The 14,645-nt window shown below is 38.0% G+C and carries 14 protein-coding genes; 8 read left to right on the forward strand and 6 right to left on the reverse strand.

The window, feature by feature from the left end; genetic code table 11:
• Positions 1-65: 65 nt before the first annotated feature.
• Genes purM through AC5YGB_RS06960 form a run of 3 tightly spaced genes read left to right on the forward strand, consistent with a single transcriptional unit; the run spans position 66 to position 2,367 of the window.
• Positions 66-1,067 (forward strand): phosphoribosylformylglycinamidine cyclo-ligase, encoded by a 1,002-nt coding sequence (purM, locus tag AC5YGB_RS06950; protein ID WP_496137091.1) that lies wholly within the window; start codon positions 66-68, stop codon positions 1,065-1,067.
• Between the two features lie 5 nt (positions 1,068-1,072).
• Entirely contained in the window at positions 1,073-1,681 is a 609-nt protein-coding gene (gene purN, locus AC5YGB_RS06955) for a phosphoribosylglycinamide formyltransferase (protein WP_496137092.1), read from the forward strand.
• A complete protein-coding gene (locus AC5YGB_RS06960; RefSeq protein ID WP_496137093.1) occupies positions 1,678-2,367 on the forward strand; it encodes a DUF3108 domain-containing protein in 690 nt (229 codons plus the stop codon). Before purN ends, AC5YGB_RS06960 begins: the two co-directional genes overlap by 4 nt.
• A 3-nt stretch (positions 2,368-2,370) precedes the next feature.
• Here AC5YGB_RS06960 and uvrA read toward each other — a convergent pair whose 3' ends face one another.
• The gene (gene uvrA, locus AC5YGB_RS06965; RefSeq protein WP_496137094.1) at positions 2,371-5,187 is read right to left on the reverse strand and encodes an excinuclease ABC subunit UvrA; all 2,817 of its coding nucleotides are present in this window, start codon (positions 5,185-5,187) and stop codon (positions 2,371-2,373) included.
• Positions 5,188-5,272: 85 nt separating this feature from the next.
• On the opposite strand from uvrA, the gene pyrH reads away from it, so the two are divergent.
• The gene (gene pyrH, locus AC5YGB_RS06970; protein ID WP_496137095.1) at positions 5,273-5,995 is read left to right on the forward strand and encodes a UMP kinase; all 723 of its coding nucleotides are present in this window, start codon (positions 5,273-5,275) and stop codon (positions 5,993-5,995) included.
• A gap of 2 nt (positions 5,996-5,997) precedes the next feature.
• On the forward strand, positions 5,998-6,555 hold the full coding sequence (gene frr, locus AC5YGB_RS06975) for a ribosome recycling factor (protein WP_496137096.1): 558 nt from the start codon (positions 5,998-6,000) through the stop codon (positions 6,553-6,555).
• A 21-nt stretch (positions 6,556-6,576) separates the two neighbouring features.
• Here frr and AC5YGB_RS06980 read toward each other — a convergent pair whose 3' ends face one another.
• Positions 6,577-8,139 carry a hypothetical protein gene (locus AC5YGB_RS06980; RefSeq protein WP_496137097.1) on the reverse strand — a complete coding sequence of 521 codons (1,563 nt, stop codon included), beginning with the start codon at positions 8,137-8,139 and terminating at the stop codon, positions 6,577-6,579.
• Positions 8,140-8,238: 99 nt separating this feature from the next.
• Positions 8,239-9,183 carry a hypothetical protein gene (locus tag AC5YGB_RS06985; protein ID WP_496137098.1) on the reverse strand — a complete coding sequence of 315 codons (945 nt, stop codon included), beginning with the start codon at positions 9,181-9,183 and terminating at the stop codon, positions 8,239-8,241.
• An 87-nt stretch (positions 9,184-9,270) separates the two neighbouring features.
• Here AC5YGB_RS06985 and cmoB point away from each other — a divergent pair, with 87 nt between their 5' ends.
• The 3 genes from cmoB (at position 9,271) to bioC (ending at position 11,977) form a co-directional block, all read left to right on the forward strand.
• Entirely contained in the window at positions 9,271-10,236 is a 966-nt protein-coding gene (gene cmoB, locus AC5YGB_RS06990; protein WP_496137099.1) for a tRNA 5-methoxyuridine(34)/uridine 5-oxyacetic acid(34) synthase CmoB, read from the forward strand.
• 65 nt (positions 10,237-10,301) lie between these two features.
• Positions 10,302-11,204: a metal ABC transporter solute-binding protein, Zn/Mn family gene (locus AC5YGB_RS06995; protein ID WP_496137100.1), complete on the forward strand. Its 903-nt coding sequence runs from the start codon at positions 10,302-10,304 to the stop codon at positions 11,202-11,204.
• Positions 11,192-11,977: a malonyl-ACP O-methyltransferase BioC gene (gene bioC / locus AC5YGB_RS07000; protein ID WP_496137101.1), complete on the forward strand. Its 786-nt coding sequence runs from the start codon at positions 11,192-11,194 to the stop codon at positions 11,975-11,977. The genes AC5YGB_RS06995 and bioC overlap by 13 nt, the downstream gene beginning before the upstream one ends.
• A 20-nt stretch (positions 11,978-11,997) precedes the next feature.
• On the opposite strand, the gene AC5YGB_RS07005 is transcribed toward bioC, so the two are convergent.
• Genes AC5YGB_RS07005 through AC5YGB_RS07015 form a run of 3 tightly spaced genes read right to left on the reverse strand, consistent with a single transcriptional unit; the run spans position 11,998 to position 14,536 of the window.
• Complete coding sequence (locus AC5YGB_RS07005; RefSeq protein WP_496137102.1) at positions 11,998-12,837, reverse strand: MOSC N-terminal beta barrel domain-containing protein; 840 nt, start codon at positions 12,835-12,837, stop codon at positions 11,998-12,000.
• A gap of 14 nt (positions 12,838-12,851) precedes the next feature.
• Entirely contained in the window at positions 12,852-13,613 is a 762-nt protein-coding gene (locus AC5YGB_RS07010; RefSeq protein WP_496137103.1) for an ABC transporter permease, read from the reverse strand.
• A complete protein-coding gene (locus AC5YGB_RS07015; protein ID WP_496137104.1) occupies positions 13,610-14,536 on the reverse strand; it encodes an ATP-binding cassette domain-containing protein in 927 nt (308 codons plus the stop codon). Before AC5YGB_RS07015 ends, AC5YGB_RS07010 begins: the two co-directional genes overlap by 4 nt.
• Positions 14,537-14,645 lie beyond the last annotated feature (109 nt).

A 14,645-nucleotide genomic window follows, 5' to 3' on the forward strand; every position in this document is an offset into this window, starting at 1 on the left:
TGAATAGCTCATTATTTTGCTTGATTTAATCCATTTTTTAAGACCTTAATTATACGGAAAACAACATGTCGTCATTGACTTATAAGGACTCGGGAGTTGATATCACCAAAGGTAATGAGCTCATTGATAAAATCAAACCCATTGCAAAATCAACTTTAAGGCCTGGCGTTTTGGCTGGACTAGGCGGCTTTGGTGCAATGTTTGAAATTCCTTTAGATAGATACAAAAACCCAGTTTTAATTTCAGGCACGGATGGTGTTGGAACAAAGCTTATGGTTGCAGAGATGCTTAAAAAGCACGATACGATTGGCATTGATTTAGTGGCAATGTGCGTTAATGACTTGATTGTTCAAGGTGCAGAACCTTTGTTTTTTTTAGATTACTATGCTACGGGCTCTTTAAATACTGAGATAGCCACTTCTGTTATTGAGGGAATTGGTGAGGGATGTCGCCTCTCTGGTTGCTCTCTCATTGGAGGCGAAACTGCTGAAATGCCGGGCATGTACAAGGGCGAAGATTACGATTTAGCTGGATTTTGTGTAGGAATTGTCGAAAAAGATCACATCATTGATGGCTCAAAGGTCAATTTAGGTGATCATATTGTTGCTCTTGGCTCTTCTGGCCCTCACTCTAATGGATATTCATTAATCAGAAAGGTTTTAGAAACGACGAAACCAACTCAAGAGCAACTCAATTTATTAATTGAGCCTACCAAAATCTATGTTAAATCGATTCTTTCGCTTATTCAAAGTTCGCCAGTTCACGCAATATCTCATATCACGGGTGGTGGCCTTCTTGAAAATATACCAAGAGTGCTCCCAGAACATTTAGCAGCAAAACTTGATTCAAATTCATGGGATATGCCAGAAATCTTTAACTGGCTTCAAAGTGAGGGCAATATAGATATTAACGAAATGTACCGAGTACTTAACTGCGGTGTTGGAATGGTTGTTATTGTTCCAAAAGAATCATCTAATAGTGCCATTGAACTTTTAAATACATCTGGTGAAAAAGCCTGGCTAATTGGAGAGGTGACTCAATTTAATGGCGAACAGGTCGTTATTTAGTTGGAATGAGAGCTGTCATTTTAATCTCAGGCAATGGCTCTAACCTTCAGTCTCTCATTGATAATGCTAAAAAGATCGACCTTGAAATATGCTCAGTCATCAGCAATAAGGAAGATGCTTTCGGCTTAAAGCGGGCAAAACGTGCTAATATTACGACGCATTTTGTTGACCCTAATCACTTTAAATCTAGAGAAGACTTTGATAAAAAACTCATTACAATAATTGATGAGCATGATATTAATCTAATTCTTCTAGCTGGCTATATGAGGGTTCTTTCATCTGATTTTATAAATCATTTTGCTGGACAAATTCTTAATATACACCCCTCATTACTGCCAAAATTTCCAGGACTTAATACTCATCGAAAGGCGATTGACGCCAAAGAGAAATATCAAGGTGCAACTGTTCATTTTGTAACAGAAGAGCTGGATGGTGGCCCAATAATTAGCCAAGAAATTATTGAGATTGACTCTACAGATACTGAATACTCTCTCGCTCAAAAAGTTCTAGAAATGGAGCATATTCTTTATCCAAGAGTTATTCATTGGTATACTCAAAATAGACTTAAACTTGTAAATAATGAAACTGTATTACTGGATGGAAATATCTTATGAAACAAATTATTTTTTTATTTATTACCCTGTTTTTTACTAACATTCATGCATTTAATGCCTATAGTGCAAGTTACATTTTATCAGCTGAAACTAAAGTGGGTGAATTCCAAATTGGAACTGCAGTTTTAGATTTAAAAATAAAAGATAATCAGTATACCTATACCTCTGAAGCTAAAACAGACAGTATCTGGGAGGCTTTATATGATTATTCTAGGAGTGAAAAAAGTACTGGCTATGTTGAAAATAATCAATTAATAAGTAATTCCTTTGTTGTTACTGAAAAAGATAAAAATGTAATTAAAAAGAACTTTGAAATAATTATTTTTACTGATAAAAATTATGCTTCTTCTAGCTCAGGAGAAAAATGGAAAATTAAACAAGGAACTATCGTTGATCCTCTTAGTGTCTATCTAGCTTTATCAGATGATATGCTTCAATACCCCAATAAAAAAGATTTTGTCTATCAAGTTGTTGACGAAGATGGTGTAAAAAATTTGAAATTTAAAGTCGATGGACCAGAAATTATCCAAATTAATGATGACAAAATAATTACTATTAGAGTTTTATGTGAAGAATTAAGATTAATTCTTAATCTTTCATTTAACAACAATCTTCATCCTATTAAGATTCAAAAGATAAATGGTAAAACTAAATTTACGATGTTGCTTGAAGAATTTAAAAAATAAATGTCAAAGGTGATGTTGAAGGAAACTCCCTGTAAATGATTTTTTATTCATCACAACCTCTTCGGGAGTTCCATAAGCTATTATCTCGCCACCTTTATTACCCCCCTCTGGCCCCAAATCAACAATCCAATCAGCAGTTTTTATAACATCAAGGTTATGCTCAATAATTACGATTGTATTATTTCGATCTCTCAATCTAAAAATGACCGAGAGGAGTTGCTTGATATCGTGAAAATGAAGACCACTAGTGGGTTCATCAAGAATGTAGAGAGTTTGCCCAGTATCTGATTTAGAGAGCTCTTTAGCTAGCTTTATTCGCTGAGCCTCACCGCCAGAAAGTGTAGTCGCATTCTGGCCAAGTGTTATGTATGAAAGGCCAACATCCATTAGTGTCTGAATTTTTTGATTAATCTTGGGTATTGCCTGAAAAAAATTTAGAGCATCTTCAACGGTCATCTCCAAAACCTCAGCAATTGACTTGCCTTTGTATTTAATCTCTAAGGTTTCTCTATTGTATCTGTGTCCACTGCATATATCACATGAAACATACACATCAGGCAGGAAGTGCATTTCGACTTTAATCAGTCCATCGCCCTTGCAGGCTTCGCATCTTCCACCCTTAACATTAAAACTAAATCGTCCCGACTTGTATCCTCTTGATCTTGATTCCAGTGTAAGCGCAAATAAATCACGTATTAAAGTAAATACGCCTGTATAGGTTGCAGGGTTAGATCTTGGCGTTCTTCCGATAGGACTCTGATTAATGTTTACCACCTTGTCAAAAAGATCCATCCCCTTTACCTCTTTGAATGGTGCAATATCAGTTTGAGCACCATTTAAGGTATAAGCTGCCAGTTCATATAGTGTGTTATTGATTAGTGTTGATTTTCCCGAACCAGAAACGCCAGTAATGCAAGTAAGCACACCCACTGGAATCCTTAAATCAACATTTTTCAAATTATTACCACTTGCTCCAGTAATCTCAAGCCAGCCATTTGATTTTTTTCGATTCTTAGGAATGCTAATTTCTAATCGTCCACTTAAATAATCACCAGTCAGTGATTTAGTGTTTGCAATGACGTCATCAGGAGAGCCGCTTGCAACAATTTCTCCGCCATGAATGCCGGCACCTGGCCCAATATCCACAACATAGTCAGCCTGTCTGATAGCATCTTCATCATGCTCTACAACAATAACAGTATTACCTAGATCTCTGAGATAAATTAAAGTGTCTAATAATTTTTGGTTATCTCTTTGATGAAGACCAATCGATGGCTCATCGAGAACATATAGAACCCCTATTAAACCGGCCCCTATCTGAGATGCCAGTCTAATCCTTTGGGCCTCACCCCCTGAAAGGGAGTTAGCTTTTCGCTCAAGATTTAGATAGTCTAAACCGACATTAATTAAGAAGTGTAATCGTTGAGAAATCTCGTTAAGAATTTTGCTTGCAATTTCACCACGTTGACCATCGAGCTCTAACGTCTCAAAAAATTCAAATACCTGGTCAATTGTTAATTTGGTCAAATCAGAAATATTTTTTTCATCAATAAACACATTCCTTGCTGATGCATTTAATCGATCACCATGGCAACTTGCACAAGGCTTACTGATTACGTACCTTGAAAGATCCTCTCTAACTGAACGAATCTCGCTATCAGCATATCTGCGCATCATCCTTGGGATAATTCCTTCAAAGGGCTTCTTTCTACTAGACCAACCTCGCCTTCCTTTTATCTTTGAAAAGTCAATTGATTGACTCCCACTCCCATAAAGAATAATTTGTTTATGCTCGTCAGACAATTCATTGAAGGGGGTGGCCACACTAAAATTATAAAAATTACCAACCAGTGTGAGCATTTGATAGAAGTATGCATTACTTTTACTCCATCCATAAACCGCACCATCTTCTAGGCTTAATTCAGGATTAGCTACCACTCTCTCCTCATCAAACACATCTTTGACGCCTAAACCATCACAAGTTTCACAGGCTCCAACTGGGTTATTGAATGAAAAGAGTCTAGGCTCCAATTCATTTAAGGAATAACCGCAATGGACACATGAAAATTTTGCTGAAAAGGTTAGCTCCTTCCAATCACTAACCCATTCCATAGGGCTCACGATTGCGATGCCAGAGCTCATATTGAGAGCTGTTTCTAATGACTCTGATAACCTTGATGAAATGTCCTGCCTTACTTTTAATCGATCAACTACAATCTCGATGGTGTGGTTTTTATTTCCATCAAGCTCTGAAGCTTCCTCAAGAAACTCAACCTCTCCATCGATGCGAGCCCTCAGGAAACCTTCATGAGAAAGCTCTTGGAGGAGCTTGAGATGACTGCCTTTTCTATTTCTCACAATAGGGGCTAGAATCATAATTTTTGAATCTTCTGGGAGCTCTAAAATAGAGTCGACCATCTGTGAAATAGTTTGAGCTTGAAGTTCATCGCCATGATCTGGACATCTTGGAGAGCCTACCCTAGCAAACAGAAGTCTAAGGTAGTCATAAATTTCTGTGATGGTTCCAACGGTCGATCGAGGATTGTGTGATGTCGCCTTTTGTTCGATAGATATAGCTGGTGAGAGGCCTTCAATGTGGTCCACATCGGGCTTTTCCATGAGTGATAAAAACTGTCTTGCGTATGCAGATAGTGACTCAACATATCTCCTTTGACCCTCAGCATAAATAGTATCAAAGGCCAATGAAGATTTACCAGATCCAGAGAGTCCAGTTATCACAACTAGCTTGTTTCTGGGTAGGCTTACATCTATATTTTTTAAGTTATGGACCTTGGCTCCACGGATACTAATTGAATCCATAATCTCAATAATTTTATGATGGACAAAGGGTTCATTATACTCATGCCTTGTGTAAAATCACAATTTTGTATTGAATTCTTAGCATATGGTTTCCTATCGTCGAATCTTACTAAAACTGAGCGGTGAAGCGTTATCAGGCAATAGTCAAAATATAGACACTGAGATACTTAAGAAGGTTGTCACTATTGTACAATCTGCTCTTGATCTTGGCGTTGAAGTTGCTATTGTTGTTGGTGGTGGAAATTTATATAGAGGCGCCACTCTGGCAGAAGAAGGTTTGAATAAAATCACCAGTGATCATATAGGGATGCTTGCTACAGTTATGAACGCTCTAGCCCTTTCAGATGCCTTTGAAAGAAACAAAATACCTTCAATGGTCATGTCAGGCTTTGCAATTGGCGGCGGAGTATGTGAGCCGTTTAATCATACTCAAGCTAAAGAGAAACTGTCCAGTGGCAAGGTAGTTATTTTCTCAGCTGGAACTGGAATTCCATGTTTCACAACGGATACTGCCGCTGCGTTAAGAGCAGTTGAAATTGGTGCTGATATTGTCTTTAAGGCTACAAAAGTAGATGGCATATACTCAAGCGACCCTCTAAAAGATTCATCAGCTATTAAATTTGACTCACTCAGCTTTGACTCAGCTATTGAGCAAAATATTAAAGTTATGGATACTGCCGCTTTTGCGCTCTGCAGAGACAACAATATCAGAATTTGTGTTTTTAGTATGCTGGAGGATAATTATGCTCTTGCTAATATAATTAATGGCCAGTCAATTGGGACGATGGTCAGTCAAAATGGAGAATAAAGATGGTTAATGAAATTCATAGTGATGCTAATAGTCGAATGGATAAATCTTTATCTTCTCTCGAAAATGACTTTAGTAAAATACGTGCAGGAAGGGCTCATCCATCTTTATTGGAGCAAATCACAGTCGAATATTATGGTGCAATGGTTCCACTATCGCAAGTGTCAAACATAAGCTCTGAAGATTCAAGAACGCTTAAGGTTTCACCCTGGGAGAAAGATATGGTTGGTCCTATTGAGAAAGCAATTATGACCTCAGACCTAGGCTTGAACCCTAATACGCAAGGACAAGTATTGAGGATTCCACTCCCTCCTCTGACCGAAGAAAGAAGAAAAGAACTCGTAAGAGTTGTAAGGGATGAAGCTGAAAATGCAAGAGTCGCAATAAGAAATATAAGAAGAGATGCAATCTCTGACTTTAGAGAGCTATTAAAAGAAAAGGAAATCTCTGAAGATGAAGCCCATAGAGCAGAAGATAATGTCCAAAAAATCACTGATCAACATATCGGCTCAATTGACAAAGCTCTCATTGATAAAGAAAGCTCATTGCTTGAGATTTAAACAGTCTATCCGAAGTTTGTTCTATCTTTTAGAGCCTACACAGTCAATATATTTTTGCCACCTGTTGGCTGTGAACTCGGTTCCATACTCTACCTGTGGACCAACATTACCTAAATAGTCACCTTCTAAAGCTTTTTTGAAAAGCTCAATATTACTTTCTGACAAACCTAAGTTGACCTTACAGAAGTCATGAATAGCTTCTGTTACTATTTCTCCAGAGATGGTTCCAACAAATGCTTCCTCCTCTAGCTTTGTAGTTGCTTCCTTTATAAGTTCATCAGCAATTGTTGACTTATATTCTCCTGATAAATTAAAGTCGTCCAATTCAACTAATAGATCGTCCATAATCTTTGTCACTCTCTTGTCGTAAGCTAACTTTGCCTGGTAGGCGGCAGTAGAGGATGAGGCAGCAGCCTTTTCTTCCTCAAGTTTCTTAAGGAAGGCTTTAAGGGATGCGGCTCTTGCCATTTCCTCTTCAATCTCAGCCATCATTTCAGCGGCAGCAGCTTCAGCTTCTAAACTTGCTTCAAGAGCTGCAAATTCAGCATCGAGAAGTGAGTCTTTATAGGCAGCAGTTGCAGCAGCAGCAGCGGCTTTATCGGCTGCGAGTTTGTCTTGGAAGGCTTTAAGAGCAGCAGCTCTTGCCATTTCTTCTTCGATTTCTGCCATCATTTCAGCGGCGGCTTGTTCAGCAGCAAGTTTTGCTTCAAATGTTGCTAATTCTTGTTCTATTGCAAGCTCCTCCATTCTAGCAGCCATCTCAGCGTCTCTAGCGAGTTTTGACTGATAAGCAGCATTAGCCTTTGCAGCAGCTGCTTTATCTGCTGCGAGTTTTTCTTGGAAGAATTTAAGTGCAGCGGCTCTTGCCATCTCAGCTTCAATCTCAGCCATCATTTCAGCGGCGGCCTGTTCTGCAGCAAGTCTTGCTTCAAAAGCAGCAAGCTCTGCTTCAAGAAGAGCATCTCTGTAGGCAGCAGTTGCAGCAGCAGCGGCGGCTTTATCGGCTGCGAGTTTGTCTTGGAAGGCTTTAAGAGCAGCAGCTCTTGCCATTTCTTTTTCGATTTCTGCCATCATTTCAGCGGCGGCTAATTTAGCCTTTATTGCAGCCTCAGAGTCAGCAAAGATAAAAATCATTTGTTCAGGATCTTCTTCGATTGAGACAATCAAATCTGAACATGGTACTACAAAATCTAAAACCAATTCTTCAATCGTTAATACATCTGAACCCTTTCCGACTAACTTCTCGCCAATTGAAAAAGACCTAAAACCAGTTTCAGCTGTTTGATAGTATGTTAATTGATTCGTTTTTGGGTCATAAGAATCAACAATCGCCTTTACATTGCTTGAGCTCATAATTTCATCACCCTGATTGAAGGCGCCTAATCCAGAAAGCTTTATAACTGAAGTGATATTACTATCATCATTAACATCACCCTCAAGCTGATCAAAACACGGGTTAACCTCCTCCATCAAAACCATATCAAGCTCATCTTGAAGATCTGAATTATCATCATCAGCGAAGCTAGTGCTAGAGGAAAATAATATCAAACACAGGATAGAAAAAGAAGTAAAAATTTTAAACATAGTCAATAATTATAAATAAAAAAACCCAGAGCATGCTCTGGGTTTTCTTTTCTGTCTTAGTTAGTCTCTATTAAAAGCCAATAGAGAGGTTACTCAAAATTAGAACGGATTCACATAGTTGCTCACACAGTTAGCATATGCATCCCATCTTGAGGCACCAAACTCAGTACCATTTGCACTTTGAGGGCCCTTATTAAATAAAGTTCCATCAGCAAGTGCACTCTCGAAAAGAGTAATGTTAGCATCTGTCAAACCTAAAGCATGCTTACAAGCCTCGTGAGCAGCTTCAGTAACTACTATGACCTCATCTTCAACAACTAGTTCACCAATAACCTCTTGCGACGCTTGATAGGCAGCAGTTGCAGCAGCAGCAGCAGCTCTTTCATCTTCTAGCTTTTGTTGAAAAGCTTGAAGGTTAGCAGCTCTTGCCATCTCAGCTTCAATCTCAGCCATCATTTCAGCAGCAGCAGCTTCAGCTTCTAATTTTGCTTCAAGAGCAGCAAATTCAGCATCGAGAAGTGAATCTTCATAGGCAGCAGTTGCAGCAGCAGCAGCAGCTCTTTCATCTTCTAGCTTTTGTTGAAAAGCTTGAAGGTTAGCAGCTCTTGCCATCTCAGCTTCAATCTCAGCCATCATTTCAGCAGCAGCAGCTTCAGCAGCAAGTTGAGCCTCAAAGGCAGCTAATTCTCTTTCAATTGCTAATTCTTCCATACGAGCAGCCATTTCAGCATCTCTGGCAAGCTTAGATTGGTAAGCAGCATTTGCCTTTGCAGCAGCAGCTTTATCTGCTGCGAGTTTATCTTGGAAAGCCTTAAGAGCAGCATCTCTTGCCATCTCAGCTTCAATTTCAGCCATCATTTCAGCAGAAGCCTTTTTGGCAAGAGCTGCTTCTTGCTTGGCAAGATCTTCAGCTAGTTGTGCTTCAAAGGCAGCTAGTTCCTCATCAAGGTTTTCATAATAAACTTGATCTCTGTCATCACCACCTGCATAGACATTGAGAGTCAAAAAAAGTAGTGCAAAAAATTTAATTGATTTGTTAATCACGTTAATCTCCAAAAAGAGTAAAAGTAACATATATATGTATCTACAACTTATTTTATACTAGATATATTTTTGGAACTGATTTAATTTATGAAATTATTCGAAGAAAGATTTGATCTGTTTTTCAATGATTTAGCCCTTCAAAAGTTCATCGATGAGTGCCTTGCAAAAAGCATTAAAGCTCTCAAAGTTAAAAATGGAAATACTCCAAAATGGAATGAGGCACTCAATGAACTTAATGCCCTATCTAAAGGTCATTTAGGCCTAAATGAACCTTATTTATCCATTAATAATATAGATGCTTCATCCGAAATTATTGAATCAAAGTTACGAAAATTCTTGCCATGGAGAAAAGGCCCTTTTATCCTTAATGATTTAATACTGGAGAGTGAATGGCAGGGCGACATGAAGTGGCAACGTCTCAAAAATGATATCACGCCATTAAAAAATAGAAGAGTTCTTGATGTTGGAGCTGGTAACGGATATTTCACGCTTAGGATGGCTCTTGAAGGAGCTAAAAAGGCTCTAGGAATTGAGCCTTTTCTCCTTTTTAATTATCAATATGCTGCAATTAATGCTTTACACAAGCAAGATTCAAAATCAATGTTGCTTCCATTAAGACTTGAAGAAATGCCCTCTATGCCAATATTTGAGAGCGTATTTTCTATGGGAGTACTTTATCATCAGAGAGACCATATGCTTCACTTATCTAATCTTAAAGAAATGATGGCTTCTGACTCAGAGTTAATCCTTGAAACACTAATCATTGATGGTGATAAAGGTTATTCACTCATTCCAGAGGGGCGATATGCAAATATGCGAAACGTTCATTGTCTGCCTTCGACTGAAACACTTAAATCTTGGCTAATTGATTCTGGATATAGAAACATTAGAGTGATAGATATATCTCAAACAATGCCGAATGAACAAAGAAAAACACAATGGATTGGTGATAGTCTTGCGTCATTAGAGGACTTTCTTGATCCTTCCGACCCTTCCCTAACAGTCGAAGGCTACCCAGCCCCAACTCGCGCCATTGTTATTTGTAATAACTAAGCTTTAAGTAAATTATTTGATTAGCGTATAATTTTCTATTCACTTTTTTTATTTTTGGATGGGCTATGAACCTCCGTTTTATAATCAGTTTAATACTTTTGATAAGCTTGGGAAGTGCCTATGGGCAAACATCTCCAGTTGTTGTCACCAGCATTAAGCCAATTCATAGCATTGTGTCCTCTCTGATGAGTGGCATAGCTGAGCCAGAGTTACTTCTAAAGTCTAATAATTCTGCTCACACATTCCACTTGAAACCGTCACAGATTCGCTTAATCTCAGATGCGGATCTCGTGATTACTGTTGATGAAAATTTTGAAATTGGTTTAAAGAAAGCCTTAAAAAACATAAATTCGGATTCCTTAGTGTTTGTCAGTGATACTGATAACTTAAAAATCTATAGTGCTAGAGACTCTATTTTCGAAAAAGATGAAGAACACGAAGAGCAAGATCATAGCATCCTCGATTATCATTTATGGCTGAGCACAGAAAACGTTCAGTTGATTGCAAATACTATAGCGAGTCGCCTGAAAGTATTAGACCCGTCTAATGAACAGACTTACGTTACGAATTTGGAAAAATTTAATTTAAAAATAGATAAGCTTAATCTTGATTTAGTTTCTAAACTCAAGTCAATTAAGTCAAAAAGAATCGCTGTCATTGATGACACGCTCCAATATTTTGAGAAAGATCAAAAGTTGAAGAGGCCCGTCATTGTGACGCCTTACCACGGAGCTCGTTTAAGTGTCAAAAGAACACTAGAGTCAAAAAGAATGATCAAAAATTTGAAGATATCTTGTTTAGTTTATGGCATTGATAATAACCCTAGCCAAGTCAAAGCTCTGTCTGAGGGTTTAGCTTTAAAGGCATCAAAAATTGATATTTTGGGAAGTGAATTTTCTCCTGGTCCAGATCTATACTTCAATATAATGAATCAAATTTCAAGCCAAATCAGATCATGTCTAGAGTAAGAAGAACATTTAACAGTGCCTCTGATAAATATAACGATAATGCCTTTCTTCAAAATGAAATAGCTAAAAGACTGTCTGAAAAGTTAAAGGTTATTTCAATTAATCCTGAAAATATTATCGATTTAGGTTCTGGTACGGGATTCCTGAGTGACAAGACAGCTGATATGTTTCCTAATGCGAGTTTATTTTGTGTCGATTTCGCTCAACAGTCCTTAAAAAATAATTCGCAAAATCTAAAAGTTTGTGCGGATGCCTATGAACTACCATTTGCCTCCAATAGTGTTGATTTTGTTGTATCAAATTTAATGATTCAGTGGTGCCCTGACCTCAAAACACTTTTTAATGAGTGCTTTAGGGTTCTTAAGCCACACGGATTGATCTTGTTTACGACCTTTGGCCCTGAGACACTTCAGGAACTGAAAAGAAGCTGGTCAGTAGTTGACAACGAGGCGCATGTTAACGATTTTATAGATATGCATGATATTGGAGATCAGATGATCCAATCTGGATTTCAGAGCCCTATCATGGAAATGGAAAAATTAACCTTAACCTATGAAAAAGTTTTAGATTTAATGCATGACCTTAAGGGAATTGGCGCCCAGACAGTTGAGAATAGATCCAAGTCGCTCACTGGCAAAACAAAGTTTAAAAAGATGCTAGAAATGTATGAAAGTTATCGTGACAATGGCAAGATTCCTGCAACCTATGAAGTCATTTATGGGCATGCTTGGAAAAATGAGATCAAGCTTGGAGCCATCTCTCTAGAAAATTGATTGCCAGTCTTTTCTAATATTTAAGAAATGAGTTTGAGTTCATCACCTACCCTGATTACACAATCTTCAGAGAGTAAAATTGCATTTTGACCAAAAAATGCTCCCTTTATAGCATCACTAAATTTTAATTTTACAAGTGTCGCTAAAGGCTCTTTAGGCTCCATAATCTCACCATTTTCTTGGTTAATAGTAACAATCTTGCAGCGCTTGCATGGCTTTCTTAGACCGAATCTGTAGTCACCCTCATCACAGGATAAATCACTATCAGTCATTTTCTCCAAATCATCCAGGCCTTGAACGACAATATTAGGCCTGAAGCGGTTCATTGACACCTCTTTAGAATGATTATCATGAAGCCCCTGATTCAGCCTTCCAAGAGACTCCCAAGAGGTAATCAAATAAGGGAACTGATCAGAGAAAGCACTTTGCGCTCTCATGCCATTTAAATACTCTTCTGGAACGGCCCTCTCGCCATCAGCAGAGAACCTCACAAGTCGAAGCGAGCTCCCTTTATATTCTCCTAGCTCCTCAGTCAGCCAATTCGAAACCTCATCACCCTCATCATAAGCATCACAGGCATCATCCCAAACAGTTGCCCTAACTTTATTTAATTTTTCTGAATGAAGAGAGACGCTAAACTGATTGGCATTTGAGCAAAGTATCAGTGAAGTAGTATCAATCTCTGTCTTGAATGTAGCCATTGACTCAATTTCACGCTGAGAAATGAAGTGATACTTACTGTCCGTAATCATCCACTCTCGATCATATTGAAAGCCCCTCAAACCAGTATGGACCTCTTTAAGAGCAATCCCTTTAAGTGACTTTACAGGGTATATATACAGATCAGTAATTTGAGCCATACCCCTCCTCAATATTACTGCTTAAGCTTGTAACCTGTTCTGAACATCCAGGCAACTATGGCAATACAAATAGCTAAAAATAAAAAGACCATAAACAAACTGATTCCTACACTCACATCAGAGACTTCAAAAAAGCTCCACCTAAAACCACTCACAAGGTAAAGAACTGGATTGAATAGAGTTACCTTTTGCCATAGCTCAGGAAGCATACTAATTGAATAAAAGCTGCCTCCAAGAAAAACCAAAGGCGTAATAATGAGCAAAGGAATAATTTGTAGCTTCTCAAAGTTGTCGGCCCAAAGTCCAATAATAAATCCAAAAAGGCTAAAGGCTACGCACGTTAGCACTAAGAAGCTGAGCATCCAAAAAGGGTGCGCGATATTCAAGTCAACAAAAAGGTTAGCGGTTACTAGAATGATTGTGGCCAAAATCAGTGACTTTGTTGCCGCAGCACCAACATAACCAATGAGGGTCTCATAAAAGGATACTGGAGCTGAAAGTAATTCATATATAGTTCCCGTAAATTTAGGAAAGAATATTCCAAATGATGCATTGGAGATACTCTGGGTAAGTACCGATAACATAGTCAACCCAGGAACAATAAATAAGCCATACGAAACACCTTCAATATTCTCCATCCTTGATCCAATTGCTGAGCCAAAGACTACAAAATATAGAGCAGTAGAAATCACTGGTGAGGCAACACTCTGAAAAAGAGTGTTCCAAAAGCGCATCATTTCATTGAAATAAATGACCTTAATGGCAGTAAAGTTCATGACTTCTCCTTAACTAAGTCAACAAAAATATCCTCTAACGAGCTCTGCTCAACCTTAAGATCTTTAAGATGCAATCCCGAATTTGTAATCTCATGAAGGACTTCAGATACATCAACCTCCTCGTCTTTGACAACGTAGGTATATGAAATCTGCATACCATCCTCACTCAATTCAATATTGTAATTCTTGAGCGAACTTGGAATCTTTTTAACGGGCTCTTTTAAATCAATAATGAGTTGTTTTTTACCAAGACTCTCCATTAGCTCATCTTTTTTCTCAACCAGTAAAAGTTCACCATTACTAATTACACCAACCCTCTCGGCAATTTCTTCAGCTTCCTCAATATAGTGTGTTGTTAAGATAATAGTGACGCCTTGTTTACTGAGTTTATGAACAATCTTCCACATTTCCTTTCTGAGCTCAACATCAACGCCAGCAGTTGGCTCATCTAAGAATAACACCTTAGGTTGATGAGAGAGCGCTTTAGCGATGAGCACCCTTCTTTTCATGCCTCCTGATAAAGCCCTAATTTCAGAGTCTTTCTTATCAAAAAGTGACAAATCCTTAAGAAGCTGCTCAAGGTAAGCGTCATCTCTTTTAGAGCCAAACAAACCTCTACTAAATCTGACTGTACTCCAAACCGTATCAAATGAACCCAAAGTCAATTCTTGTGGAACAAGGCCTATCATTGCTCTCGTTTTCCGAAAATCACTAATAATATCAAAACCATCAACAGTGACTGATCCTGATGAAGGAGAAATAATGCCGCAAATAGTTGAAATTAAAGTTGTTTTACCTGCTCCATTCGGACCCAAAAGAGCAAGTATCTCACCTCTTTTAATTTCTAAATTGACAGCTTTAAGAGCTTCAAAACCCGAATTATAAGTTTTGGATAAGTCTTTAATTGAAATAATTGAATCCATTATTTTGCTAATTTGTATAATACGAAGAAAGGGTAGATTTTACTTACTATCTTCTTCTTTGAATGACTATATAGGGTTTAAAAGTTTTCTTTTAAAGTGCCCTCAAACA

The sequence above is a fragment of the Candidatus Pseudothioglobus sp. uisw_142 genome (assembly GCF_059512465.1).

What these genes read in the sequence shown, in the direction of transcription:
- pyrH (WP_496137095.1), top strand. Translation starts at nt 5,273, where the DNA reads ATGGTTTCCTATCGTCGAATCTTACTAAAACTGAGCGGTGAAGCGTTA.
- AC5YGB_RS07005 (WP_496137102.1), bottom strand. Translation starts at nt 12,837, where the DNA reads ATGGCTCAAATTACTGATCTGTATATATACCCTGTAAAGTCACTTAAA.
- AC5YGB_RS07010 (WP_496137103.1), bottom strand. Translation starts at nt 13,613, where the DNA reads ATGAACTTTACTGCCATTAAGGTCATTTATTTCAATGAAATGATGCGC.
- AC5YGB_RS06980 (WP_496137097.1), bottom strand. Translation starts at nt 8,139, where the DNA reads ATGTTTAAAATTTTTACTTCTTTTTCTATCCTGTGTTTGATATTATTT.
- uvrA (WP_496137094.1), bottom strand. Translation starts at nt 5,187, where the DNA reads ATGGATTCAATTAGTATCCGTGGAGCCAAGGTCCATAACTTAAAAAAT.
- AC5YGB_RS06995 (WP_496137100.1), top strand. Translation starts at nt 10,302, where the DNA reads ATGAACCTCCGTTTTATAATCAGTTTAATACTTTTGATAAGCTTGGGA.
- bioC (WP_496137101.1), top strand. Translation starts at nt 11,192, where the DNA reads ATGTCTAGAGTAAGAAGAACATTTAACAGTGCCTCTGATAAATATAAC.
- AC5YGB_RS06960 (WP_496137093.1), top strand. Translation starts at nt 1,678, where the DNA reads ATGAAACAAATTATTTTTTTATTTATTACCCTGTTTTTTACTAACATT.
- AC5YGB_RS07015 (WP_496137104.1), bottom strand. Translation starts at nt 14,536, where the DNA reads ATGGATTCAATTATTTCAATTAAAGACTTATCCAAAACTTATAATTCG.
- purN (WP_496137092.1), top strand. Translation starts at nt 1,073, where the DNA reads ATGAGAGCTGTCATTTTAATCTCAGGCAATGGCTCTAACCTTCAGTCT.
- frr (WP_496137096.1), top strand. Translation starts at nt 5,998, where the DNA reads ATGGTTAATGAAATTCATAGTGATGCTAATAGTCGAATGGATAAATCT.
- purM (WP_496137091.1), top strand. Translation starts at nt 66, where the DNA reads ATGTCGTCATTGACTTATAAGGACTCGGGAGTTGATATCACCAAAGGT.
- cmoB (WP_496137099.1), top strand. Translation starts at nt 9,271, where the DNA reads ATGAAATTATTCGAAGAAAGATTTGATCTGTTTTTCAATGATTTAGCC.